Below are 22,974 nucleotides of genomic sequence, written 5' to 3' on the forward strand. Positions count from 1 at the left end.
GCGACCTGCCGGTAGGAGTGCCGGTCGGCCGAGTCGAGTCCGGTGAGGTCGAGGGCGGTTCCGTCGAAGGCGGCGAGGGTGGCGGCATACACGTCCCGTTCATCGACGCGGGCGAGAGCCGCGAGACGGGTGATCGTCTCCGGTGACGGCGCGAGGGTGAGGTACCGGGTACCAGCGCGTCCACGACCTGTCGCAGTGAGGAGCTGGGCGGTGGTGAGGCCGTTGGCGTCGGCGAGGTGCTCGAGCCAGGACTCGATCGACTCCCCAGGGCGCGGCGCAACGGGCACCGGAAGGGCTGCGGTCATGGCGCGTCTGGGGGTGGTGTGCGCGACCCCCAGGCCCTGTCGTCCGGCAGGAGATCCTGGGGGTCACTTCCCGGTCCCTCGCGAGGGTAGGCGTCATGGGTCAGGCTACCCGAGCGCTGGCCGGTGAATTTGGCCGATGGCGTGCGAGCGGGGGCGTGGAGCCACCTCTCGAGAGCGCTGGCAGCGTCATCGATGGTGGCGGGGTTGCTGTCCCGGATTGCTTGGGTGGCGGCGTCGCCGATGTCGAGCGCCCAGACGAAGTCGTCAGACTCCAGCTTGCCCACGGGGTCAGCGCAGCCCGCCTGACGAACGGCGGCGCGAGCTGCAGCGTTGACGCCCTCGAAGAGTGGGTCCCAGATCGAACGCAGCGTCGCCGGGCAGCCGTGAGCGTCCACGAGGCGGGCCAGCAACGCGGCCGCGTCTGCGGGTTCCTGGACGACGGTGGCGCCCAGGACCTGACGTTCGGGAAGACCCATCACCAGCAAGACGAGAGCGTGGTCGCCGTCGGCGAGCCAGACATGGTTGGGGTAGAGCTGCCAGGCGCTCATGCCGACCTCCGTTCTCGCGGCGCACGGGCACGAGCAACGTCGGGCCGGCCGTTGCGGTAGCCCTCGCCGGCGGCGATGCCGGTGTAGCCGGAGAGCTCGGCGAGGTCGGCGCACTCTGCGGCGATCGGGCAGGCGGAGCAGACTGAGGCTGGCTCGGCCAGGGCGGCGAGGCGAGCCGCGGGGGTGAGAGCGGCGGCATACATGTCTTCCCACCGACCCCACGCGATCGTGAGGTCTTTGCAGGAGCCGTCGGCCAGGGACCAGGCGGCGTCGCGGGCGAGAACCTCGCGACTGATCCCGCGCATCACCGCTCCCGTGCCGCAAAAGGTGGAGACGGTGGGGTGGACCAGCTTGCGCGCAGGTCCTCGATCGCGGTCGAGTCGAGACTGATCGGCGTGAACGCGAGATCAGGGATCCCAGCGGTCAGGGCAGCGGCGGTGGCGGTCGTGCAGACACCCACCACGGCCCCGTGGCGGGTGATGACCCAGGTCTGCTCCGGGAACGCCGGGGTGTGGCCGTGGTGGCGGTGAGCCAGTCCTCGACCAGGAGTCGGAGCTCTTCGTAGTGGTGCGGGTAGTGGAGGTGGTCCCGCTCGAGCGGGGTGTCGTCGATCGTGGTGAGCATCGCCGTGGTGCGCTGGTGCAGGTCTTCCAGGGCGGGATGGTTGATCGGTGTCATCCGTATCTCCTTGTGATGGCGGCCCAGGTGGCCTGGGTGGTGGGGATGGTGATGACGTCGGCGTCAGCGAGGAACTGCTGCCCGGTCTCGGCGAGGACCAGGCGGGTCTCGGGGTCGATGGCGGTGTCGAAGGCGCGCACGTGTCGGTCGGCGATGAAGGGGCGTGGGCCAGTGAACGCGGGCCCGTGAGTCAGCCGTGTCGACATCCACGCCAACTCGCGCCTTGGGGTGATCGTCGATGGCGGGGAGCCGGTCCTTGGCCAGGGGGCAGCCGCGGGGGGTGGGTGATGGGTCGCAGGGTGTCGCAGCGCTCCTTGTAGTCCACCAGCCCGGCGTCGACGAGGCCGGTGACAGCGTCAGTGAGCCGGGCGGCGTCGAGGTCGTGGATGCCGCGGCCGACGCGGGGTGAGGCACGAGCGCTCCTCTCAGCCCCGAGGCGGACTCTGTCGAGGTCGTAATGCTTTACTACTCTCGTGATCCCCCAGTCTTCCATTCATCCGTCCCGGAGTCAGGTGCTTGGGTCCGCGATCGCCCAAGCCCGTCGGGAGTTCGGCATCACACAGAGGCAACTCGCAGCGGCCTCGGGGGTGGGACTAGAGACACTGCGAAAGCTCGAGCAGGGGCACGTCGAACAGCCTGGAGTGTTTCGGATCGCCGCCATCGCGGACGCCCTGGAGACGACCGTGGACGCGCTGCTGCCGGCTCGGCCGAATCGGGTGTCTTCCGTCGGGTATGAAGGCTGCGAGATCGCAACGTTCGTCGACGCGATCCAAGCGGCCGGCATTGACCTGGTCGCCGACGTCCGCCTCACACCGTTGAGCCGGAAGCAGGGGTTCAGCAAGACGCGCCTGGGCGCGGCTCTCGGAGACATCGGGGTGCGATACGAACATCTGCGGTCTTTGGGCAATGCCAAGGAGAACCGGCCACTGTTTGCCGGCGCAGAGTTGGAGGTCGGGCGGGCACGCTATCGGGCTGGCCTTCGGACCCCCGAGGCGCGACGCGCGCTTGGTGAGCTCGCCTCTTGGAGGCAGGAGCATCATGTCGCCCTGCTCTGCTTCGAGCGGGACGAGGAGCGGTGCCATCGCTCAGTCGTGCTCGAGGAGCTCGCTCAGTTGGGGTAGTACACACCGAGCACATGGAACACGTGGCGGCGTTTGGCTTGGTTGCCCACAAAGAAGGCAGGTGCCCGGGGCGGCTTGAACATCATGTCGAAGAACTTCTCCTTGAGCGCGGCACGTACGGCGGCCGCGGGGCTGTCGCCGAGGCGGCGTTGGAGCGCGACGAACTCCCAGTCGATGATGCTCTGATCGTGGCCCTTGCATTGAGCGTCGTAGCACTTCCATCGGTAGTGACCCTCAAGTCGCGGGGCCTGCAGTGGGCTCTTGTCGGAGTCGTCGAACAAGTCCATCTGGTTGACGTAGGCGTCGATCTTGGCCTGTTCTTCTGGTGTCCAGCCGGCGTGGTCGGTGATCCGCAGATCGAGCACTTCCCGTACAGGGACGAGCCCTAGCGATGGCGCCACCGCTGCCCGCTGGTTCTGCCGGTTCAGTTCGCACATGGTGTCCGAAGCCGTTGGGTCGAGAAGTGCTCGACGACGCTTCCAGGGATCGAGGTGGTCGATAACCACCATGGTGGACATGTCCGGTTGCCATGACTCGACGCGGGAGTCGCCGGTGGCGGGCACGGCCCTGACTCGGATGATGTCGTACTTCTTGAACTTCTGGTCCTGCTCAAGGAATCGGAAGTTGATGGGGTACAGGCGGATCCACCGCGCTTCTGTGCGGCCGCGGGACAGCCCCAGTCCGGCCACGCATACCGTCTCGCCCGCTTTCGCTGAAGGGTTGGGCGCAGCTTTGACGGTGATGAGGACCTCCAGTTCGTCCGGGCGGGAGGGCTTTGGAACATCCCGATCTGGCCCGCCGAACAGGGCACCTTGGCTAGGCACGTCAGCCCTTCTCCCGATCGAGTCTGGCGAGCATGTAGTCCGCGACGGTGGCGGCTTCACGCACGACGAGCATTGCCAGATCCTCGGACACACCAGTGGGCAGGGTCCGGCCGTGGCCGGTTCCCTGGAGGTTCCGGAGCTTGTTGACCTGGTCGGCGATGTTCCAGGTTGACTGATGGATCGCGCGAATGGCATCGACGCCCGGCAGGTTGGGGTCGACCTGCTGGGGCAGCACCCCGAGCCGCTCCCTAGCGAGGTGCCATAACTGGTCGTAGGACATCTTGTTGCCCACCGGCATGCCGAGCTCTTCGAGGACGAACTTGGATACGGACTCGAGGAGCTCCTTGGCGGTTCCAATGAGAAGGGCGGGATCGGCAGTGGAGCGGCGCAGACGCTCGAGCTGCTCGTCCAGGGCGGGGCGACCGCCGGTGTCCAGGTCAACATTGCCGAATGGTTGAAGATGTCCGTCGTCGGTGAGGTACCAACCGGCGGAGCGCAGGGCCCGGTTGAGACGGTCAACATCTTCCCCGGCAGCGTCGCTGCCGATAAGGCCCGCTACACGGAGGGCAGATGGCAGCTCATCAACGAGGTGTCGGGCACGTGCTGGCTCTCGCTGCGCGATCCGCAGGGCCTGGAGGACTCTCTGCTCCTTGTTCTTGCCCTGAATACTGGGCGTGTAGACGTAGTCGTCCCCGTAGCCGGAACCCGTCAAGACGGTCGTGATTGTAGTGTGGCTGGGGCCAGCACCTCCGTGGAAGAACATGGCGAGGGCCGCGCTGATGTCGCTGTTGAGCGGGATCGTGGCTCGTGGGCTCATCTGGACTCCTGTGTAGTGTGCGGCGATGTCGCGATCGCGCCGGCCAAGGTTGTGGCCTGCTCCTCGGTGAGGAGCCGGGCGAACTTCCGATAGGACCGAGGGTTGGCCGCGACCGCGACCGTCGCGGGGTGACCGTGCGCGACCTCCAGCCACAGCCAGCGCAGGGCGTAAGCGCGGCTCCCGGGGCGGGTACCTCGGCAGTTGTGACGAGACCATCGACGGAACCAGCGTTTGGTTCGTGCGAGGTGTTGGACGCGGTCCTCCATCGCCCGGTAGTCAATCTCGAGCCGGCGAGCAGCCCGGGCGAGGGCGGCTGCGACGTCGGCGGGCGACGCGGTCATCGACGCTGAGCAGGCGCGGGCGGTGCGTTCGCCGAGTTCGGGTGGCAGCCGGAGTTCTCGCGCGGCGTCGGCCCACGAGTGGACGTGCGGGTGGGTTTTGGCCAGGCAGAGGGATGCGAACAGGCCGATAGTCGCGGGGCGGGAGTCGAAGAGCCCGCCGAGGTGGTCCCGGACGAGGTGCTGGGGAAGGACTTGCGGGATCTGTCGGGTCGAGGCGGTGAGCGGTGGTTGCTGGTCGAGGAGATGGGACAGGCGACGGCGCGGTGCGTGGGCGGCCATCACGAGCCGCGTCAGGGTCGGTGTCATGCGGGTGTGGTCGGCCAGCCATCCAAGCCGGCCTTCGGGGACGTCGTGGAGGTGCTCGAGCCAGGACCCGAACCGGGTTGCCGCGGTGTCGAGGTCCTCCGAGGCGAGGATGTGGTCGGCTGCCGTGAGCGGGCGTGAGCGGAGGACGGAGTCTTGGGGTGGGCGGATGCTCCAGCGCCGAACCCGAGGTGTGCCGGCATCGGCGACGTCGCGTGCCCAGGAGGGGAGGTTGACGGGCGTTCGGGACGCTGCGGCGAGGTGCAGAAGGAGTGCGGTCAGGGATCGGAGGGTGGTGGTGAACTCGGGCGCGGCGAGTTGGCCAGCGAAGGTGGCGACTGCCCCGGCGGCGTCGGCGGTGTCTTGCCGGGCTTGGCGTTGGAGGCAGGCATCGTCGGCCGGCTCGGCGGCGAGCGTGGTGAGGTCGACGCGGCATTGCTTGCGTGGGCCTTGGCCGAGAGGGTTGCCGCACAACGTCTGGGAACCAACGATGCGCAAGGGTGAGTGTCGCTGGTCGCGGAAGGGGCGCTGGCAGCCGGGGCACGTGGCGAGCAGGTAGGTGCCGTGGGTGCGGCATACGGTCGTGGTGGGCAGGCGCCAGGTGATGCGCCAGATGCCGTCGTCGGCGAGGCATTGCGGACAGATCTGGGTGCCGTGGCCGGGGATCCAGCCTCGGGCGGCGATGGTGCGGAAGCTGGACTGGTGGGCCGGGTCGAGCCCGTGCAGGTCGAGGCTCGTTCCGTCGTAGGCCGCCAAGGTCGCGTTCTGCAGGGCGGCGGCGGCGGCTCCGGTGAGGTGAGCGATCCGCTTCAGGGTGGCCGGTGTGGGGGCGAGCATGAGGTAGGCGGTGGTGGAGCCGTGCCCGGCCCGCACCATCTCGATCAGTCGGGCCGTGGTGAGGTAGTTGGCGTCAGCAACGCGTTCGAGATAGGCATCGAGGGCCTCGCCGGGAGCGAGGTTGACGAGGGTCGGCAGGTCGGATTCGGCGTTGTCAGCCAGCATCTCGAGTCACCTCGGTGTTGCGGGCTGGCGAGGCGGATTCCTCGGCCGTGACTAGGTCGCTGCTGCTGGTGAGCCGGTTTCGCCACCAGGTGCGTAGGTGGAGTTTCGTTTCGGGGTCGAGGGCGCTGTCGAAGGTCACGATGCTGGCGTTTGACCGGTTTGGGTGGGGCCCGCCGGCGGGCCGGCCTGCGGTGGCGTCGAGCCACACCCAGGCAGCCGCGGCCTCTCGATCGAGGTGTGCGCCGCCGGCTCGCGGGATATCTCGGAGGGCGCTGGACGGGAGACGTTGGATGCCGCGCAGTTCTGCACGGGCTTGAGCGCGGTCAAGCAGGCCTGCGGAGTGCAGTCGCTCAGCATGCACGGCGAGTCGGCAGAGCGCATCTGTGTCATCGAGCAGGCGTGCTGCGACGCGTTGGGCGCGGGGGGATGAGTCGGCTGCGTGGAGGGAGGTGGCTCCGGCGATCGTCATGGGGGTGCCGTGGGCTTGGCTGGCTAGGGCGGTCAGGGCGAGGGCTTCGGCGGTTCGGTGGGTGCGGTGGTGTTCAGGAAGGATGATCGGGTCATCGTGCAGGCGCAGGATGGTCGGGACGTGGCGTGCCTGAATGTCGAGGTTCTCCAGGAGATCGAGTAGGCCGTCGCGAGCGTCGAGTGGGTTGCGCCAGTCCGGCATCTCCTGGGGGTCGGGATCCCAGGGGTCGGCCATGATCGCGATGTCATCGAGCATCGCTTCGGCGGTGGCTCGATCAGCCGCCGCATCCCAGGTCAGGGTGAGCAGGGTGGCGGTGATCGACGGAGGGCGGGCGATCGTGTACCGGCCGGTGATGACGTTGCGGTCCACCCAGCGCACCGCACGAGTTCTCCATTGTTGGGTCTCCCCGTCGAACAGCGGGGGCCAGTTCCGCCAGAGGGCGAGTTCGACCTTGGCCATGAGCGACTCCAGGCGCCGGAGCCGATCTCGAGCAGACCGGCTGGACGTCGTCGCACCGAGTGTCGTCATCACGTCGTGATGAACCTCCCGCAAACTCACCGGAGCCGGTAGTGGGCCCGGATCGAGCCGATCGACTAGGAGGTCCTCGCAGTTGGGGCAGAGGACGATCAGGTTGAGCCTTGCGGCGACCGTGTCAAAGCAGCCGCGGGGGCATGTGGCGGGTTGGCCGGCATACCGGCGCCCGGTCCGGGCGCGTCCGAGCGCCATCCCCGGATAGGTGCCCCTCAGCGTGGCAGCCCGTAGGCGTTCCTCGGCGACCCCGGTGATCGACGAGAGCCGGGCTAGCAATGGGTGGTCTGGGTCTTCCCAGACTCGGGCGGTGCGTCGGTGGCCGGTCAGGACGGGAAAGTCGAGGTAGTTGGCGTCGGCGACCCGTTGCAGGTAGGCGGCGATGTCTTCACCAGGCTGGATGTCGACAGCGACGGGGAGCTGGCTGGCGTCGCTCATCCGGTGACCTGCCCGTGCTGGGTGACGCTGACCGTGGGATGGAGCTGGGTTGGCTTCGCGGCTGCTTTGTCGGCCTTCTTGGCGAGTTCGTCGATGGTCAGTTTGGACGCGGGAACGGCCAGCACATGTTCCTCGGTGACCGCCCAGGTGCCGTCCACGATCGCCGCCACGGTGGCCTGGCGCAGGAGGTTGACGATGGCCTGCATCCGTCCGTGGGTGCGTTCCAGGATCAACCCGGGCAGGTCGTTGTGCAGCATGCCCGGTTCTGCGGCGGGAAGGAACGGGGCGATAACGTCGCCGGACTCTTTGAGGAAGCGTTGCCACGCCAGGACCTGGTCGCGGGTGTCGGAGCCGTAGGGGGCGACGGTGATCGCGTAGGCGCGGCCGGTGATCTGGGGGTCGCTCATCACGTCGTGGGCGTGCAGATTCGCGCCGGAGAAGATGACAGTGATGCCGTACTCACCCAGGGCGGTCACGATCGCTTTGAGGTGGTCCAGGGCGTACCGGCCGAGGCGTTCGGTCAGGATCAGCTGGTGGAGGTCGTCGATGACCAGCAGCCGTACCCCATGCTCGAGCACCAGGTCGAGAGTGAAGGCCTTCTTCGCGGTGCTCTTGTCCATGTCGAAGGCCTCGACGACGAGCTCGTTGAACCGGGTGACGGTGGTCGCGGCTTCCAGGGACAAGAACAGCACCGGCGCGTGGGTGGGGTGGATTTCCTGGTCACGGCCCCCGAACCGGCGGGTCGTGGTTCGCCGCGCCATACGTTCGGGGTCACCGTCCGGCCCGACGTGGTGGCGGTGCACGGCATACGACAGCTGGTACAGGACCGTGGACTTGCCCAGGACGTTGAAGCCGGTCAGGAGTGCGACCTCCCGGGTCCCGGTCAGCATCTGGGCGTTGTCTTCGATCAGGTCGTTCAGGACCTGCCGGATCCGACGATCCCGCTCGGAGTCGAAGTAGTGGCCGTTGAGGTAGCGGCGTACCTCACGGGCATACTCACGACGCTTGGCCTCCGACATTGCCCCGGCCTCAGCCCGAGTCAACGTCGGCGGCGGTGTCAAAGGAGGTGCGTAGGCCTGCGCGTGCAGGCGTGACGCCTTCACGGCTCCCCCTCCTGCGACTCCAGCGTCGGCCACGCCGTCTGTGTCGGGTCAAATGCTGGCGGACTGCTCGACCTGCTCGCACCGGCGCGGGTTCCCTTTGAAGAGGCACCGCGGCTGGTCCGTCGGGTGCCGCGGGCGCCAGCTTCGGCGGCTTCGGCGTGGTCGAACTGGGATCGTGATTCGCGCAGGTGGGCCGCCGCGACCTTGTTGGGTTTCCAGTCGACCATGTCCGGGTTGGCCCGGAGGCGGTCGATTGAGGCGATGTCGTTGACGGCCTCAAGGATTTCCCGCTGAACGCTGTCCTTGTTGATGGTGGTGTTCGTGCCGCCTCGACGTTTCACGGCCTGGGTGGCAGCCTTGAGGACCAGGTCGGTCATCGGCGCCTGCAGCTGGAATGCTCGCCGCCAAGGGACCTCGACCACGGCGCCGGTGTCAGGTCGACGGAACCACAACCGCGAGAGGTCCCGCGGATCCATGAAGAAGGGCGCGGCACGGTCCTGGTCGCGGAAGAACCCCTTGGGGACAGAGCGGAAGTCGTCCAGTTCCGCGCAGTCGAACGTCAGGTCTTTGTACTCGACGCCGTCGTGGCGGATCGTCAGCCACAGCTGTGGCAGCAGGTCATAGAGCAGGTCCGGGCGCTGGAGGACGTGCAGCCGGCCCACAGCGGCCAGGAGCGCGTCGAAGACCTCCAGCGGAGTCATCCCCACCGCCGGTGAGCGGTCTTCCATGGTGCGGTCGACGACCGTGAGACCGCCGTGGCGGGTGCGGTGGTAGTCGGTGCAGATGAACTCCCGCAGCCGTAACTCAAGCTCGCGCGGAGTGAGGCCGGGCCCGTCGCCCTTGAAGACGGCGCGGCCCTTCTTGTCGACGACGATCTTGCCGGCGTCGCTGCCCCGTTGGGACACGTTGCGGCCCTTGTGGCCGGACAACTGCAGCAAGCAGCGCTGCAGGGTCTCGTGCCAGCGCTCCACAAACGCGTTGTCGGTGGGCTTCTTCCCCCGGGAGAGCAGCAGGTGGATTCCCAGGAGGGTGCACACCTCGCGGAAGTAGCGGCCCGTGAAGATGCTGCCCTTGTCGGCGCGGATCGCATCCGGGAGCAGGCCGGGGATCGGATGCTCGCCCAGGAGGGGCCGGGCGGAGAGGCGCTCGGCCTCGGCGACGGCGTCCTCGATCGAGCCGATGGTCTCTGGCACACCGGCCCAACGCCAGTCGTGGACCTGGCCGGGTTCGACGACCTGGCTGAACGGGCGCAGCACGTCATAGAGGATCAAGCCGGCCTCGATCGCGTTCGCGCTGCGGGGCACGACCCGTAGAGCCAGGACGACACGCGTACACACGTCCAGTGCGGTGATGATCTCGACCGAGATGGGTTTGCCAGTCCACGGGTCGACGCAGAACGTGTCGCTGCGGGTCACATCGATCGCGACGACTTGGCCCGGTCGAAGGGCGGGGTAGGCCGTCAGGGCCAGGACACCTCGCAACTTCTTCGTCGTATGGGAGCGAGTTGTGCGCCCGGCGGCTTGAGCAGCCTGCGTCAGGTAGGTCCGCAGGGTCGACTCCGGAGGGTCGAGTGAGTCCAAACCCTCGGCTTTGAGCGCCAACAGCGTGCGTCGGAGAAGTTCGTCGATCGAGCGAACCGCTTGGGTTCCATCGATGCGGGCGGCGATGTCGTCGGCGATGCGTCGCACCTCAGGATCGAGACCTCCGAAGGCGGAGTGCCGGCGAACGCGACGCTTGTCCACCAAGGCCAGGAGCCCACCGTTGATCGGTCGGTCGAAGTCGGCCAGCCAGTTCATCAGCTGACGCTGCGAGACCGCGCCAACCCTCGCCCGAGGTGTGGCTTTGCCCGCCTCCAAGTTGCGTTGACGACGTCGATCGAGCAGCGCCTCCCGGGCAAGGATCGTGGCCATCGCCTCGCACTTCTTGCTGTCCGAGACCTTTCGGGCCGGGTTGAACAGCGAGTATGGCTCCCCAGGTCGCGCGAGAGCCGGGTGCCCGAGAGCGAAGCCCGTGCGCATGGTCAGAACGACCTCCAGCTTGTCCAGCGACTCTTGGAGAGCGTCATCGCTCAGCCCGGACAAGACGGCCATCAACGACTCAGCCACCGCGTCCACCCGCCCGTCGACAATGGCGCGTGCCGGCTGGACGTCGGTCCACGACACCTCGTGGACACCGCCGGTGACATCGCGGACCGTGTACCCAAACGGGCCGACCGCGACCACGATTCGAGGTCCCTCCGGGAAGAGGATGGTGGCGCCCTCGTAGAGCGTCACTCGGGCGTTCATGTCCGCACCTCATCGGTTGCCCACGCCAGGCGCGAGCGCTGATCCCACGGGGCGTTGAGGTCCATCTCGATCTCACCCGACCAGACCAGGTGCCACATGGCTGACGTCAGGAACCCTCGATCGTCATCGGCCTCGATGACATCGCCAACACAGCCGCCACCATCGGCCAGGACACCCTGCAGAATCGCCTTGGCAGGCGTGAGCCACTCCGGCGCTCTGCGCGCCGACGCAATCCAGCGCAGGTTCAACGACGCCACCGGGTCGAGACCACCGAACAGCTCGTAACGCCAGCCGACCTTCGCGCAGGCTGCCCGAGTACGCGTCGACATCACCATGAACGTGTCATCGCGTTCTTCCGGAGCTCGGACGTCCCAGATCGTCACCGAGCCATCCCGGTGCGCGCTCAACACGTCGGGGAAGTGCTTCGTTCCGTCCCCCCAGCGCAACAACACGGGTTGACCGACCAGCCACGTCACATCACGCTGACGGTCCAGCCACGTTGCGAGCTCGTGCTCGAGACCAGACTCGAGAAACAGCCACCCACCCGTCGTCGTCGACATCGCCTGCACCGGGATGTTTCTCGACAGCCGGCCAGACCTCGTCTCCCGCACCGGCTGCAAGCTGCGTGGATCGGGCGGCCCCGCGACCCATGACCACTCGGATCGCGAACCCCCAGCACACCGAAACGACCACGTCGCTTCACCCACTTGGGAACCGACGGGCCGTAGCCCTACACTGGGCATGACGACACCTCCTGTCTCCTCACCCGGATCAGGTACTTGTCTTACGAGGGCGCTCCGCTGGAACGGGGCGCCCTCGACGTTTGTCTAGTGCGTTGAGCGTAGACCTTCCCCTCTCGCGCCGGGTAGCGCAGAAATCACGATCTGACAAGAAGACACGCCGTGAACCCCCCTATGAAACATAGGTGGCGGTTTATGAAAAGTAGGACCCATCTCGACATCAAAAGCCACCCGATGCAGCCATGTTGGAGAAGCGGGCGTAGTGGCCCTGGAAGCCCAATACAAGGTCCTTGGTGGGGCCGTTTCGGTGCTTGACCACCAGAACGTCGGCTTCGCCTTCGCGCTCCTTGTCCTTGTGCAACAGGATCACGACGTCGGCGTCTTGCTCGATGCTGTTGTGCACCGCGACGCCGTCCGCGACGAAGTTGTGGGTGCCGAGCACTGTGGCGTCAAAGACCTCCTCGATACCGGCCGGGACGACCGAGACAACCTCGTCCCAAAAGACATCGTTGACAGCCGTGAGGTCGAGGTCAGCGGAGTCGAGGAGTTCGGTAATGCGAGTGAGAACCGCTGCGCCGGAGCCGGTTTCGCGCCCAGCGCCAACCCCCTCTGTGCTCATCGCCGCCGAGACGTTGTGCCACAAAGAGTCACCCGAGCCGTGGAGGTCGTGGTCGACGCCGGCCGCGCGCACGGAAGCCAGCAGCGCCGCCGCGGCGGGCTGGTCGCGAGCCCCGAGACCGATTTCCTGCAGGAATCGACGCTGGCTGTCGACGCCGTCGATGTCCAGGACGACCTCGCCGGCGTCGCCCGCAGCAATCCGGGTCTGGATGCCGAAGCGCAAGAGCAGGCGGGTGACGGCGTCGGCGACGGCGCGGCATACAGGCAAGGAGACCCGGCCCTCGCTGTCGTCGTCCACGACGACGGACCCGGCCGCCTCGAAAAGCGATGCGACAAAGAGGGCGATCTGCGGCTTCGGGAGGGCGAAGACGTCGGCTCCGACGACAGCCCGGCCGGCAGCCACCTCGCGCGCCAGCGCAACCGCGCGCGCGTCGTCCCACTCGGTGAGGGCGCGGGGGGCATACACGTGGCGGGGGACGGCGACGCGGGTGCCGGTGCGCAGGGCGGCGAGGGGGAGCCACCCGTCATACGTGTGGAAGGGGTGGTTCTCGGTGGCGCGCACGGTCTTGCCGGAGGCGAGGGTGAGGCGGAAGACGGGGGCGACGCCGGTGGAGAAGACGTGCGTCATCGGTCGGCGGACATAGCGCAGCGACTCATCCAGCGCCCAGACCTCGATGTCGCGCTCGCCGCTGGCATACAGCTCCCCGAGGGTGACCTCGGCGCCCGTGTCGGCGCGCAGGATTTTGGTGTCAGCGGGGAGGCAGCCAGACTCACGAAGGTCAGACATCTGGGGGCGCTTGTCGGTGCGCTGCTCGGGGCCACGGTTGAGCTGCGAGATCGCGATCACCGGAACTTCGAGCTCCTTGGCCAGCAGCTTCAGCGCCCGGGAGAACTCGGAGACTTCCTGCTGGCGGGACTCGACCTTCTTGCCCGAACTCATCAGCTGCAAGTAGTCGATCACCACCAACTGCAGCTTGTGCTGCTGCTTCAGGCGGCGAGCCTTGGCGCGGATCTCCATCAGCGACATATTGGGGGAGTCGTCGATGTAAAGCGGGGAGTCGGAGATGCGACCGACGACCTTGGCGATCTTGGCCCAACCCGTGTCGCCCAGGGTGCCCTTGCGCAGTTCCTGCAGCGGGATCGAGCCCTCCGCCGCGATCACACGCATGGAGATCTCGGTGCGGCTCATTTCGAGCGAGAAGATCACCGCCGGCATCCGGTGCTTGATCGCGGCGCAGCGCGCGATGTCCATGCCGAAGGTCGACTTGCCGACGGCGGGGCGGGCCGCGAGGACGATCATCTGGCCCTTGTGCAGGCCGTGCAAAAGCTCGTCCAGCTCGGTGAACCCGGTCGGGACACCGATGAACTCATCGCTGCGACCGCCCGCAACCTCGATCTCGGTGAGGGTCTCTTCCAGCGTCTGCGCGAGCGGGATGTAGTCCTCGCTTCCGCGCTTGTCGCCCACGGCATACACCTCGGCCTGGGCGCGGTTGACGATCTCGTCGACCTCCCCCTCGCCCTCGCCATAGCCGAGCTGCACGATGCGCGTGCCGGCCGCCACGAGCCGGCGCAGGATCGAACGCTCCGCCACGATCGCCGCGTAATAGCCGACATTGGCGGCCGTCGGCACGCTCTGGATCAGGTCGTGCAGATAGGCATGGCCACCGACCCGCTGCAACGTCCCGCGCTTGGTCAACTCATCGGCAACGGTGATCGCATCGACCGGCTCGCCGCGCGAGAAGAGGTCGACCATCGCCTCATACAACGTCTCGTGGGCGGGGCGATAGAAGTCGTTGGATTTGAGCCGCTCGGCCGCCTCGGCGATGGCGTCCTTCGAGATCAGCATCCCCCCCAGCACCGACTGCTCGGCCTGGACGTCCTGCGGCGGGAGTCGGTCGATCGCCGGCCCGTCCGGTGAGCCGTAGGCACCGAGGTTGAGGTCCGAGATCGCCACCGAGGGGAGCCTTTCGTGAGCCGTTGTCGCCTGGAACACCAGGCTCCCAGGGCCCACCGACAACCCTGTCGGGAAGAGTCGAACCACGGGAATCAGGACACGTTAGAGCCGTCCTCCCGTGGTTTCAATGTCGCCTTGTGTATGCCGTGTGGACACCCTGTGGAACATGCCCAAGCTGCTTGTGCACACCTGGGGGAAAGACCTGTGGAAACTCCCGGGTAACTGCATCACCAAGCCCCTGACCTGCACATTCGTTCGTCCACCGGTGTGGAGAAAAGATTCTTCGGGCGTGTCTTCTCCACAGCTGTCGACACGCAGGTGGACAACGGCGAAGGGTAGCCTGACTACCTTTGCGCCGCCCCCTCCACAGACAATGGAGCCATGCGGACTGTGTCGCCCGAAGCCTTCCAAACGGCCCTCTCGGCCCTGCCCGATAATCCGCGCATCGTGGTCAGCGGCAACTTCGCTGTCCCCACCGATGCGATCTCCCTGATCGACCGGGCGTTGCCCCGCTACACGATCCACGCTCTCAACGCCGGCATCGGCGCGGCCCCCGACCGCGATGGCGTCACCGCCGAGACGTGCTTCGTCGGCGCGGGGATGCGCAAGCACCGCAAGCTCGCGTACATCCCTGCTCGCCTCTCCCTCGTGCCGCACCTCTTCCGAGGCCCCCTCCCCGTCGACGCGGTGGTCGTGCACGTGTCCCCACCGTGCGACGGCTACGTGAGCATGGGCATCGAATGCAACATTCTCCCCGCCGCCATCGAGGCGTGTCGGGCGCGCTCGGGGCGCATCTTCGCCGTCGTCAACAACCACATGCCCTTCACGTATGGCGATGCCCTCCTCCCGGTGGACCACATCGACCACGCGTTGGAAGTCTCCACCCCCCTCCCCGAGGCGCGCCCCGCCGCCCCGGATGACGCCAGTCAGCGGATCGGCGACCTCGTCGCCGCCCGGGTCCCGATGGGCGCGACGCTCCAGGCAGGGATCGGCGCCATCCCCGATGCGGCCTTGGGTGCCCTGGCCGGCCACAAGGGCCTACGCATCTGGACCGAGACCTTCTCCGATGGCGTCCTCGAACTCGATCGCCGCGGCGCCCTCGACACCGGCCACCCGCTGACCACGAGCTTCCTGATGGGAACGCGCGACCTTTACGACTGGGTCGACGGCAACCCGCGCGTTCGGATGATGCGCACGGAGCGCACCAACGACCCGTCGGTGATCGCCCTGCAGCGCTCGATGACGTCGATCAACACCGCCCTGGAGATCGACCTCTTCGGCCAGGCCAACGCCAGCCGGATCAAGGCGCGCATCTATTCGGGCTTTGGCGGCCAGACCGACTTCATCGTCGGGGCGCTGCACTCCCCGGGTGGCCAGGCCTTCATGGCGATGCGCTCCTGGCACCCCAAGGCCAACGTCTCGACGATCGTGCCGCTCCTGGACGAGCCGGTCACCAGCTTCCAGCAGTCCGCCGTCGTCACCGAGCATGGTGTCGCCGAGCTCCTCGGCTACACGCAGCAGGCCCAGGCGCGCCATCTCATCCGCGACGCCGCGCACCCCGACGTCCGCGACGAACTCCGCGAGGAAGCCGCGCAACTCGGCCTCGCCTAATTCACGAGCCCCCAGGGAATCAACGCCGCCACCCGCCGCTCTAACCTCGGTCCGACCGACACCGCTGACCCTGACGACGTCGCCGACCCTGGGGGAGACATGACCTCGCCGTTCTCGACCGCCCGCGCCGCCGCGATCCTCGCGGCCACGGCCCTGATCGCGACGGGATGCACCGACGCCGGCGACGCCCCGTCCTCCTCCTCGACCACCGCACCGGTCGCCATCGACTACACCATCGACGCCAAGCCGGTCTGGACCTTCGACCCCGAGGCGGCGAACCCGGGCACGGACTACCTCAGCAACCCCGGGGACATCGCGCTCGACGGCGACCAACTGGTCATCGCCCCGCTGACCAATATGCCGCTGACCGTCGTCGACCTCGCGGCCGGCTCGATCGCATGGACGCTCAAGGAGTTCTCCGGCCGCCTCGCTGCCGGCGTCAACACCAGAGGGCTCTCCCGCTTCGCCACCGAGGGCGGCCTCCTCCCGATCGAGACCACGACCACCTGCTTCGGTGACGACGACAGCGACGCCACCTGCCCCGATGGCGATGTCAGCGACGCGGCGGGCGTCGCCGGGCTCGATCTCGCGACCGGCAAGCGGCGATGGCAGGCACAGCTGGCGGGCTTCACGGCATACGGCAAGCCGGGGTATGACGACGATCTCGCCTGGGGGGTCCAGGTCGCCGGCGTCCACGACGACGTCGTCGTGGCCACCGCCATGATGCGCACCGGGAAGGTGCGCTCGGACAAGAAGTCGGCCGTCACGGCATACGGCCTGGACGCTCGGAATGGGAAGACGGTGTGGAAGCGCGACGGCTTCGTGGCCATCGACGTGCTCGGCGACGCGGCCATCGGGGTCACGGTTCCGACCGATGTCGGCCCCGACGATGCCCTCTTCGTGAGGGGCCTCACCGCGATCAGCGCGCTCGACCGCCGCACCGGGAAGCCGTTGTGGGACATCACGTTCGAGCGGGAGAGCCGGATCGTTGGGCGCTCGGGTACCGTCCTGCTCCTGAATACGGAGGGAGGCCGACACGTCGCCGTCGAGACCGCGACCGGGGCGGTCCACGACGTGGACGTGCCCGAATTCTCCAGCTTCGAATGCCCCCGCACGATCGTGCACGGCGACCTGATCTGCTCCAACAGCCCGCGTAGTGGACGCAGCTTCCTGATGCAGTTCACCGATCCGGCTGCGCCCACGAAGTCGGCCCACCCGATCGGCGACGGTGGCGTCATCGCCCAGGACGGGGAGCGCGCGTTCGTCGCGACGGATCCCTACTACTCGATCCAGAAGGTGATGCAGCCGTCCTACACCGCGCGGCTGGACGGGACCCGGACGAGCGAACTGCTGCCCGGCACGGTGGTCGCGGGCTCGCACAGGTGGGTGGTGCTCGCCAAGCCGGGCATGCGCGGGAAGTACCAAGTCACCGAGCTTGAGGCGTATGCCGCGCGCTAGCCGCCCGCGCTAACCCCCCGTCCTCAGGCGGGCCGGCCGTAGCGCACCGCGGCCCGCGCCCGCGCCGTGCCGGTCTTCGGCGGGGCGGTCGTGACGAGGTCGTCGAGCAGGTGCGCGGTGATGTGGGCGATCTCGGCCACGGACTTGTCGAAGACCTCTTGGTTCGCCGCCGACGGCTTGGTCGTGCCCGCGACCTTGCGCACGAACTGCAGCGCGGCGGCCTCGATCTCGGCGCCGGTGGCGGGCGGCTCGAAGTTGTTCAGGGGCCTGATATTGCGGCACATGCCTTGAGGATAAGCAGCAACCTCAGTAGGCGTTGTAGTAGCAGGTCCCGTCGCTGTCCACCGTGACTGGGCCGGACTCGGAGGTGCTGACCTCCGTGCCGATCGGCAGCGCCTTGGCGCCGGTCCACGCGACGCCGCCGCCGAAGAACACTTCACTGCCGGAGGAGTTGGTGTAAGGCGCCGCGACCGTCACCGTGTAGATGTAGGCCGACCCGGAGGGGGCCACGATCCCGGTGGTGCTCAGCCCGGAGACGGGAAGGGCGGTCGGCGCGCCGCCGGCGTGGGCCGTCGCGGACGACATGTGGCTACGGCGGGTGGCGATCATCTGCCAGTTGCCGTTCCGGGACCGCACCGATGTGCACCTGCTGACCGAGGCGATCGAAGCGAACGTGGAGGGCACCGCATACGGCTCGGAGTTCTTCATCCGGAAGGCGATCGGCTGGGCGTTGCGGCAGTACGCCCGGACCGACCCCGACTGGGTCCGCGCCTTCGTCGCCGCGCACGAATCAGTCTTGTCCGGCCTAAGCCGCCGGGAGGCCCGGAAGCACATTGGGTAGGGCGGAGCCGCGCCCAGGCCCGTGATGCTCAATCCCGGTGACGTCCAGGACGAACTGCGCGAAGGTCGGCATCGTGAACTGAAGGACGCCATAACCCGGAGCTTCGATGAGCCCCTTGTCGATCAACGCTCGGCGGATGGTGCCCCATTGTGGCGTGGACCGTCCGAGTGCTGCCACGACATCGCCCGCTCAAGGTGACGATGGACCGGGTGCGGACGCTCGTCTGGGACTGACCCTTCCTCCGCAATGATGGGCCGTATGGCGCAGGCGAGCGGGCGGGAGGTCGCGCGCCTCGCCATACCGGCCTTCCTCGCCCTCATCGCCGAGCCGCTGTTCCTGCTCGCCGACTCCGCGATCGTCGGCCACCTCGGGACCGCACCGCTCGCCGGGCTCGGGCTGGCCAGCACCGTCCTGATGACCGTGGTCGGCATCTTCGTCTTCCTCGCCTACGGCACCACGGCGGTTGTCGCCCGCCAGATCGGGGCCGGGTCACGGCGGGGCGCGGTGGAGGTGGGCGTCGACGGCGCCTGGCTGTCCATCGTCCTCGGCCTCGCGGCCGCGCTCCTCGTCGGGTTCGGCGCGGAGCCGCTGTGCCGCGCCCTCGGAGGCACCGGGGACGCGCTCGAGCAAGCGGTGAGCTATCTGCGGGTGGCGGCGGGCGGCATACCGGCGATGTTGGTGGTGCTCGCGTGCACGGGAGTGTTCCGCGGACTCCAGGACACCCGGACCCCGCTCGTCGCATCCGTCCTCGGGTTCGCGGCGAATGCTGTGCTCAATGTCGTTCTCGTCTACGGACTCGAGCTCGGCATCGCCGGCTCTGCGTGGGGAACCGTTGTGGCGCAATGGGGTATGGCGCTCGGCCTGCTCCTGATCATGGCTCGCTATGCGCGGGTCGAGGGGGCGGCGTGGCGGGCGCACCCGCGGCGGGTGCTGTCGGCGGCACTCGGCGGGGTGCCCCTGCTGGTACGGACGCTGGCGCTGCGCGCGGTGCTCGTCCTGACGACGTGGGTGGCCGCGGGGCTCGGTGACGTCCCCCTCGCGGCGCATCAAGTGACGAGCACCGTGTGGAGCTTCTTCGTCTTCGCGCTGGACGCGCTCGCCATCGCCGGGCAGGCGCTCACCGGGAAGGCGCTCGGCGCTGGGGACGTGGCGGGAACCCGGGCGGCGACGGCCCTGATGGTCCGATGGGGCGTATGGTGCGGCCTCGCCTTGGCCGCCCTCACCCTCGCCCTGCATCGGATCATCCCCCTCGCCTTCACCACCGACCCGCAGGTGCGCGCGGCGATCGCGGCGGCGCTGATCGTGGTCGCGATCGGGCAGCCCCTCTCGGGCTACGTCTTCGTTGTCGACGGCGTCCTGATCGGGGCCGGCGACCACCGCTGGCTGATGGGGGCGATGGTGGGGGTGCTCGCGGCATACGTCCCGGTGGTGGTGGTGATGCACGCCCTGCTGCCGAAGGTGGGTCCGGTCGCGGCGACGGCCTGGCTGTGGGTGGGGTTCACCTCGTTCATGGTGGTGCGGGGCGCGCTCTTTGCGTGGCGCCTACGGCAGGACGGGTGGATGGTGACGGGGGCGCCGCCGACGCGGTAGGCGCCCGTCAACATCTACGCGACGCCGGTGGCCGCCTCGCGGCGCGGGTCGCCGGCAGCCGAGAGCACGCCGGTCGCGCTGCGCGACGCCCCGCCGACCCCGCCGAAAAACATCGCTTGAGGAGCGTGCTCGCGACCCTCCAGCCCGAGCTCGCCGAGCGCGGCCACGATGCCGTCGTCGGGTTCGTGCTCGACCCGGGTCGGCTCGCCTCGGACGACCCGGACGTGCGCGCGTGGGGCCGCGATGGCCTCGCCGAGCGGCATACCGAGAAGGCAGTGGCGGGAGAGGACTTGCATGAGGGCGGTGGTGATCCGGTCGGCGCCGGGCGAGCCGATGGCGAGGACGTCACCGCCGCGGTGGCGGGCGACGGAGGGGGCCATGTTGGAGGCGAGGCGCGTGCCCGGGGGTAGCGCGTGGAGGCCGAGGCGGTTGAGTTCGGGCTCGCCGAGGCAATTGTTGAGGACCAACCCGGTGCCGGGAATCGTTGCGCCAGAGGAGTATCCGCTCGACGCCGTGATCGCGCAGGCAAGCCCGTCGCTGTCGACCGCGGAGATGTGGGCGGTCGAGCTGGAGGTGGTCAGGCCGGCGATGCCCGCCGCCCGCACGTCCTCCAGCAACCGGTAGCCGTCCTCCTCCAGGTCCGCCGAGAAGTCGTGGACCTCGCTGCGGTAGGTCAGCACCTGCCGCTGCACCTCGATGACATCGGCCCACGCGACCGACCCGCGGCGGACGAGTTCGCCGAGCATGACGGCGAGCATCGGCCCGCCGACGCTGGGGGGCGGATTGGTCGCGATATCCCAGCGGCCGAGGTCGAGGCGCAGGGGGGTGCGCACGACCGGTTCGTATGCCGCGAGGTCCGCCGCCGTGATCAACCCACCTCCCGCTTCGCTCGCCGCTGCGAGGGCGCGCCCGATCTCACCGGTGTAGGCGTCCGCGGCGCCCTCTGTGGCGAGGCGGCGCCAGGTGTCGGCGAGGGCCGTGTCGATGACGAGATCGCCGGCTTGGAGGGCGGTGCCGTCCTCGCGCGTGACGGAGCGGTGGGTCTCCGGGTCCCAGCCGAAGAGCGAGTCGGTGGTGAGGGCGAGGTAGCTGGCGGCGGCGCCGCCGAGCCGAAAGCCTTGGCGTGCAGCCTTTTCCGCTGGTTCGAGGGCTTGGGCCCAGGCGCCGCTGCCGTAGCGTTCGTGCGCCATGCCGAGGGCAGAGAGGGCGCCGGGGAGCGCGACCGCGCCGAAGCCGCCAAAGATGGTGATCCCGCCGCCATAGGCGAGGTCGATCTCGCGCAGGCCCTGACCGAAGCGCTCCGCGGGCAGGCCGCGGCCCGGCATCTCGACATTGCCGTCGATGGTGACCGGCTCGGCGTCGGCGGGCCAGATGGTCACGAACGCCCCGCCCATCGGGCTGACCACCCCCGGCTCACTGGTCATCGCGACACACATGGCGGCGATGGCGGCGTCAACGGCATTGCCCCCCGCGCGTACTGCGGTCAGCCCGGCATCGACGGCGAGGGGTCCGGTGGCGGCGACGGCAACGTGTCGGGTCATGCCCGCGATTCTTGCCGATTTCGCCGGGCGGGGTCGGGGATGGGGGGTGGAGGGGCTAGCGGGGAGGGGGGCTAGGGCGCGCTCAGGGGGAGTTGGGCGATCGTCTCGTAGCGGGGACGCCGCTGGCGCCCCTGACCCAGGTGCGAGGCGATGAGTTCGATCTCGTCCACCACCCAGCCAGGGCCTTGATAGGTGTCGAGGATGCGCAACCACTTGGTGGCCTCGGTCGGCCGCCCGAACCGGGCGATCGTCATATGGCCCTGGAAGCGGCCACCGTCCGGCGCCGCACCGGCCTGGTTCGCGGCCGCCCGGGCCGCCCGGGCGAGCGGGGGCAGGTGACCAGGCTCGTCCTGGGCGTGCACGAAGAGGACGCGCGCGGCATACGGACTGGGGAAGGTGCCGCCGCCGGCGAGGTTTAGCGCGAAACGACGTCGCTCGCGGGCGGCGGTGGCGAGGGCGGCGGTGAGGGGCTCGACCGCGCGCTCCGGGACCTCGGGCAGGAAGGCGAGCGTGACGTGGAACTGATCGGGATCGGTCCAGCGCAGGCCGGGGGCGGCCTCGCGACGGGAGTCGAGGAAGTCGTGGAGATCCTCCACAACGGCGGGCGGGGGGACGACGGCGACAAACATCCGCATGATCCCGCCAGTATGCCGCGTCCCCCGGTCCTGTCGTTGTCCACAGGGTTGCGCGGGGCACGGTCGGGCTTCGTCCACAGGCGCGGTGGGCGCGGCTGGACCTCGCCAGGGTGAGGGTCGAAGCATGGGTGCGTGGCGGCATACGACGGGGAGGGGCTGACGAGTCTGTGCGATGAGCACGGGCTCCTGACCGCGCGGCGCGCCCTGGAGTCGGGGGTGACCGACCGCTGCCTGCAGCGACTCACGCGCGGCGGGCTGCTGGTGCACCTATTTCGCGGGGTCTACTTGCTGGGGTCGCGGCGGGTCCTGACGGCGGAGGGGTTCCACGCGCAACTGATGCGCGGGGCGCGGCTGCTCTTCGCGGATGCCGTCTTCACCTCCTCCAGTGCCGTCGTGGGTCACGGAGTTGAGGTGTATGGCGCTTCCCTCGCTCAGCCGATCATCCGGCGGCCCGTCGATCGAGGGCAGGGCCCGCGCGGGATGGTGGTGCGGCGGCAGGCGTCGGCGTGGGTGGACACGGCATACGGACCGTGCGTGCCGCTGGCGACCGCGCTGGTCGAGGTGGCGATCAACCGTGGGGTGCAGGCGGGGATGGTGACGGCCGAGTTGGCGCTGGCATCCGGGAAGGTGAGTCGGGCCGAGTTCGGGGCGGCGATCGAGGCGGTCGCCCTGTGGCCGCATTCATCGCGGGCGAAGGCGGTGGGACGGCTCGTGCGCGGGCAGTGTGAGTCGGTGGCCGAGGCGCGGACACTGTTCTTGCTGCTGGTCAACGGCGTGGAGGTCGAATGCCAGGTGGAGATCTGCGACCCGGACGGGCGCTTCGTGGCGCGGGTTGACTTCCTGGTGACGGGGACGAAACTGGTCGTGGAGTTCGACGGCAAGGTCAAGTACGCGAGCGGGGACCCCGAGGTGTTGTGGCGCGAGAAGCGTCGTGAGGATGCGCTGCGCGCGCTCGGGTATGACGTGGTCCGCCTGACCTGGGCCGATCTGGAGCACTCGGCGCAGGCCATGGCGAAGGTCCGCCGCGCGTTGGCGCAGCACGCTCGTCGCCCCTGAGCGGGCGCGCGCCCGAGTCGCCGGCCGCGCCCGAGTGGCTGGCCCCGCGCAGAGGCCCGGGACCTAAAAGGGTTGGGTGGCTTTCCGGCGCTTTGCATGGCAAAACCACAGCCAGAAAGTCTCCCAAAGCGCCGGGAACTGGGATTGGGCGGGAATCCGGCCGGAGGG

General features: G+C 68.7%; 24 protein-coding genes. 7 read left to right on the top strand and 17 right to left on the bottom strand.

Annotated features, from left to right (window positions below):
• From BN13_RS15405 to BN13_RS15425, 5 genes are all read right to left on the bottom strand, one after another.
• Positions 1-305, bottom strand: a 305-nt coding sequence (locus BN13_RS15405) for a TniQ family protein (RefSeq protein WP_201329102.1), incomplete at its 3' end; no start/stop codon positions are given.
• A complete protein-coding gene (locus BN13_RS15410; protein ID WP_048548094.1) occupies positions 302-853 on the bottom strand; it encodes a hypothetical protein in 552 nt (183 codons plus the stop codon). The genes BN13_RS15410 and BN13_RS15405, both read right to left, overlap by 4 nt.
• On the bottom strand, positions 850-1,158 hold the full coding sequence (locus tag BN13_RS15415) for a hypothetical protein (RefSeq protein WP_048548095.1): 309 nt from the start codon (positions 1,156-1,158) through the stop codon (positions 850-852). Before BN13_RS15415 ends, BN13_RS15410 begins: the two co-directional genes overlap by 4 nt.
• A 118-nt stretch (positions 1,159-1,276) precedes the next feature.
• Positions 1,277-1,531 (bottom strand): hypothetical protein, encoded by a 255-nt coding sequence (locus BN13_RS15420; protein WP_048548096.1) that lies wholly within the window; start codon positions 1,529-1,531, stop codon positions 1,277-1,279.
• Positions 1,528-1,737: a hypothetical protein gene (locus BN13_RS15425; protein WP_048548097.1), complete on the bottom strand. Its 210-nt coding sequence runs from the start codon at positions 1,735-1,737 to the stop codon at positions 1,528-1,530. Before BN13_RS15425 ends, BN13_RS15420 begins: the two co-directional genes overlap by 4 nt.
• Before the next feature lie 74 nt (positions 1,738-1,811).
• Between BN13_RS15425 and BN13_RS20675 the strand changes: the two genes are divergently transcribed.
• Positions 1,812-1,940, top strand: coding sequence for a hypothetical protein (locus BN13_RS20675; RefSeq protein WP_268806971.1), 129 nt, complete (start codon positions 1,812-1,814; stop codon positions 1,938-1,940).
• A gap of 64 nt (positions 1,941-2,004) precedes the next feature.
• Positions 2,005-2,652: a DUF488 family protein, N3 subclade gene (locus BN13_RS15430; protein WP_201329103.1), complete on the top strand. Its 648-nt coding sequence runs from the start codon at positions 2,005-2,007 to the stop codon at positions 2,650-2,652.
• On the opposite strand, the gene BN13_RS15435 is transcribed toward BN13_RS15430, so the two are convergent.
• The 8 genes from BN13_RS15435 to dnaB form a co-directional block, all read right to left on the bottom strand.
• Positions 2,640-3,476 (bottom strand): hypothetical protein, encoded by an 837-nt coding sequence (locus BN13_RS15435; RefSeq protein WP_084733807.1) that lies wholly within the window; start codon positions 3,474-3,476, stop codon positions 2,640-2,642. The genes BN13_RS15430 and BN13_RS15435 overlap by 13 nt on opposite strands.
• Position 3,477: 1 nt before the next feature.
• Positions 3,478-4,293, bottom strand: a complete 816-nt coding sequence (locus BN13_RS15440) for an abortive infection family protein (protein WP_048548098.1) — start codon at positions 4,291-4,293, stop codon at positions 3,478-3,480.
• On the bottom strand, positions 4,290-5,939 hold the full coding sequence (locus tag BN13_RS15445; RefSeq protein ID WP_048548099.1) for a TniQ family protein: 1,650 nt from the start codon (positions 5,937-5,939) through the stop codon (positions 4,290-4,292). Before BN13_RS15445 ends, BN13_RS15440 begins: the two co-directional genes overlap by 4 nt.
• Positions 5,929-7,374, bottom strand: a complete 1,446-nt coding sequence (locus BN13_RS15450) for a TniQ family protein (protein WP_048548100.1) — start codon at positions 7,372-7,374, stop codon at positions 5,929-5,931. The genes BN13_RS15445 and BN13_RS15450 overlap by 11 nt, the downstream gene beginning before the upstream one ends.
• The gene (locus BN13_RS15455) at positions 7,371-8,393 is read right to left on the bottom strand and encodes a TniB family NTP-binding protein (RefSeq protein WP_048548101.1); all 1,023 of its coding nucleotides are present in this window, start codon (positions 8,391-8,393) and stop codon (positions 7,371-7,373) included. The genes BN13_RS15450 and BN13_RS15455 overlap by 4 nt, the downstream gene beginning before the upstream one ends.
• 80 nt (positions 8,394-8,473) lie before the next feature.
• On the bottom strand, positions 8,474-10,762 hold the full coding sequence (locus BN13_RS15460) for a DDE-type integrase/transposase/recombinase (protein WP_048548102.1): 2,289 nt from the start codon (positions 10,760-10,762) through the stop codon (positions 8,474-8,476).
• Positions 10,759-11,505 (bottom strand): TnsA-like heteromeric transposase endonuclease subunit, encoded by a 747-nt coding sequence (locus BN13_RS15465; RefSeq protein WP_084733808.1) that lies wholly within the window; start codon positions 11,503-11,505, stop codon positions 10,759-10,761. The genes BN13_RS15460 and BN13_RS15465 overlap by 4 nt, the downstream gene beginning before the upstream one ends.
• A 217-nt stretch (positions 11,506-11,722) precedes the next feature.
• Positions 11,723-14,074, bottom strand: coding sequence for a replicative DNA helicase (dnaB, locus tag BN13_RS15470; protein ID WP_048548104.1), 2,352 nt, complete (start codon positions 14,072-14,074; stop codon positions 11,723-11,725).
• Positions 14,075-14,455: 381 nt separating this feature from the next.
• Between dnaB and BN13_RS15475 the strand changes: the two genes are divergently transcribed.
• Together BN13_RS15475 and BN13_RS15480 are read left to right on the top strand one after the other, a co-directional pair.
• Positions 14,456-15,685: an acetyl-CoA hydrolase/transferase family protein gene (locus BN13_RS15475; RefSeq protein ID WP_048548105.1), complete on the top strand. Its 1,230-nt coding sequence runs from the start codon at positions 14,456-14,458 to the stop codon at positions 15,683-15,685.
• Between the two features lie 99 nt (positions 15,686-15,784).
• The gene (locus BN13_RS15480) at positions 15,785-17,143 is read left to right on the top strand and encodes an outer membrane protein assembly factor BamB family protein (RefSeq protein WP_048548106.1); all 1,359 of its coding nucleotides are present in this window, start codon (positions 15,785-15,787) and stop codon (positions 17,141-17,143) included.
• A gap of 23 nt (positions 17,144-17,166) precedes the next feature.
• Here BN13_RS15480 and BN13_RS15485 read toward each other — a convergent pair whose 3' ends face one another.
• Both BN13_RS15485 and BN13_RS15490 read right to left on the bottom strand, forming a co-directional pair.
• Positions 17,167-17,427 carry a DUF2277 domain-containing protein gene (locus BN13_RS15485; RefSeq protein ID WP_048548107.1) on the bottom strand — a complete coding sequence of 87 codons (261 nt, stop codon included), beginning with the start codon at positions 17,425-17,427 and terminating at the stop codon, positions 17,167-17,169.
• A gap of 22 nt (positions 17,428-17,449) precedes the next feature.
• The gene (locus BN13_RS15490) at positions 17,450-17,728 is read right to left on the bottom strand and encodes a hypothetical protein (RefSeq protein ID WP_048548108.1); all 279 of its coding nucleotides are present in this window, start codon (positions 17,726-17,728) and stop codon (positions 17,450-17,452) included.
• A 13-nt stretch (positions 17,729-17,741) separates the two neighbouring features.
• Here BN13_RS15490 and BN13_RS15495 point away from each other — a divergent pair, with 13 nt between their 5' ends.
• Together BN13_RS15495 and BN13_RS15500 are read left to right on the top strand one after the other, a co-directional pair.
• On the top strand, positions 17,742-17,984 hold the full coding sequence (locus tag BN13_RS15495) for a DNA alkylation repair protein (protein WP_053079823.1): 243 nt from the start codon (positions 17,742-17,744) through the stop codon (positions 17,982-17,984).
• 258 nt (positions 17,985-18,242) lie between these two features.
• Positions 18,243-19,574 (top strand): MATE family efflux transporter, encoded by a 1,332-nt coding sequence (locus BN13_RS15500; protein ID WP_084733810.1) that lies wholly within the window; start codon positions 18,243-18,245, stop codon positions 19,572-19,574.
• A 14-nt stretch (positions 19,575-19,588) separates the two neighbouring features.
• Here BN13_RS15500 and BN13_RS15505 read toward each other — a convergent pair whose 3' ends face one another.
• Both BN13_RS15505 and thpR read right to left on the bottom strand, forming a co-directional pair.
• Positions 19,589-21,115 carry a gamma-glutamyltransferase gene (locus BN13_RS15505; protein ID WP_048548110.1) on the bottom strand — a complete coding sequence of 509 codons (1,527 nt, stop codon included), beginning with the start codon at positions 21,113-21,115 and terminating at the stop codon, positions 19,589-19,591.
• A 71-nt stretch (positions 21,116-21,186) separates the two neighbouring features.
• Positions 21,187-21,750: an RNA 2',3'-cyclic phosphodiesterase gene (gene thpR / locus BN13_RS15510; protein ID WP_048548111.1), complete on the bottom strand. Its 564-nt coding sequence runs from the start codon at positions 21,748-21,750 to the stop codon at positions 21,187-21,189.
• Between the two features lie 132 nt (positions 21,751-21,882).
• Between thpR and BN13_RS20075 the strand changes: the two genes are divergently transcribed.
• Entirely contained in the window at positions 21,883-22,806 is a 924-nt protein-coding gene (locus BN13_RS20075; protein WP_048548112.1) for a DUF559 domain-containing protein, read from the top strand.
• Positions 22,807-22,974 lie beyond the last annotated feature (168 nt).

The sequence above is a fragment of the Nostocoides jenkinsii Ben 74 genome (genome assembly GCF_001046875.1).
GTDB classification, from domain to species: Bacteria; Actinomycetota; Actinomycetes; order Actinomycetales; family Dermatophilaceae; genus Nostocoides_A; species Nostocoides_A jenkinsii.

What these genes read in the sequence shown, in the direction of transcription:
- BN13_RS15410 (WP_048548094.1), bottom strand. Translation starts at nt 853, where the DNA reads ATGAGCGCCTGGCAGCTCTACCCCAACCATGTCTGGCTCGCCGACGGC.
- BN13_RS15415 (WP_048548095.1), bottom strand. Translation starts at nt 1,158, where the DNA reads ATGCGCGGGATCAGTCGCGAGGTTCTCGCCCGCGACGCCGCCTGGTCC.
- BN13_RS15420 (WP_048548096.1), bottom strand. Translation starts at nt 1,531, where the DNA reads ATGACACCGATCAACCATCCCGCCCTGGAAGACCTGCACCAGCGCACC.
- BN13_RS15425 (WP_048548097.1), bottom strand. Translation starts at nt 1,737, where the DNA reads ATGTCGACACGGCTGACTCACGGGCCCGCGTTCACTGGCCCACGCCCC.
- BN13_RS15440 (WP_048548098.1), bottom strand. Translation starts at nt 4,293, where the DNA reads ATGAGCCCACGAGCCACGATCCCGCTCAACAGCGACATCAGCGCGGCC.
- BN13_RS15445 (WP_048548099.1), bottom strand. Translation starts at nt 5,939, where the DNA reads ATGCTGGCTGACAACGCCGAATCCGACCTGCCGACCCTCGTCAACCTC.
- BN13_RS15450 (WP_048548100.1), bottom strand. Translation starts at nt 7,374, where the DNA reads ATGAGCGACGCCAGCCAGCTCCCCGTCGCTGTCGACATCCAGCCTGGT.
- BN13_RS15455 (WP_048548101.1), bottom strand. Translation starts at nt 8,393, where the DNA reads ATGTCGGAGGCCAAGCGTCGTGAGTATGCCCGTGAGGTACGCCGCTAC.
- BN13_RS15460 (WP_048548102.1), bottom strand. Translation starts at nt 10,762, where the DNA reads ATGAACGCCCGAGTGACGCTCTACGAGGGCGCCACCATCCTCTTCCCG.
- BN13_RS15465 (WP_084733808.1), bottom strand. Translation starts at nt 11,505, where the DNA reads ATGCCCAGTGTAGGGCTACGGCCCGTCGGTTCCCAAGTGGGTGAAGCG.
- BN13_RS15475 (WP_048548105.1), top strand. Translation starts at nt 14,456, where the DNA reads ATGCGGACTGTGTCGCCCGAAGCCTTCCAAACGGCCCTCTCGGCCCTG.
- BN13_RS15480 (WP_048548106.1), top strand. Translation starts at nt 15,785, where the DNA reads ATGACCTCGCCGTTCTCGACCGCCCGCGCCGCCGCGATCCTCGCGGCC.
- BN13_RS15485 (WP_048548107.1), bottom strand. Translation starts at nt 17,427, where the DNA reads ATGTGCCGCAATATCAGGCCCCTGAACAACTTCGAGCCGCCCGCCACC.
- BN13_RS15490 (WP_048548108.1), bottom strand. Translation starts at nt 17,728, where the DNA reads ATGTCGTCCGCGACGGCCCACGCCGGCGGCGCGCCGACCGCCCTTCCC.
- BN13_RS15500 (WP_084733810.1), top strand. Translation starts at nt 18,243, where the DNA reads ATGGCGCAGGCGAGCGGGCGGGAGGTCGCGCGCCTCGCCATACCGGCC.
- BN13_RS15505 (WP_048548110.1), bottom strand. Translation starts at nt 21,115, where the DNA reads ATGACCCGACACGTTGCCGTCGCCGCCACCGGACCCCTCGCCGTCGAT.
- thpR (WP_048548111.1), bottom strand. Translation starts at nt 21,750, where the DNA reads ATGCGGATGTTTGTCGCCGTCGTCCCCCCGCCCGCCGTTGTGGAGGAT.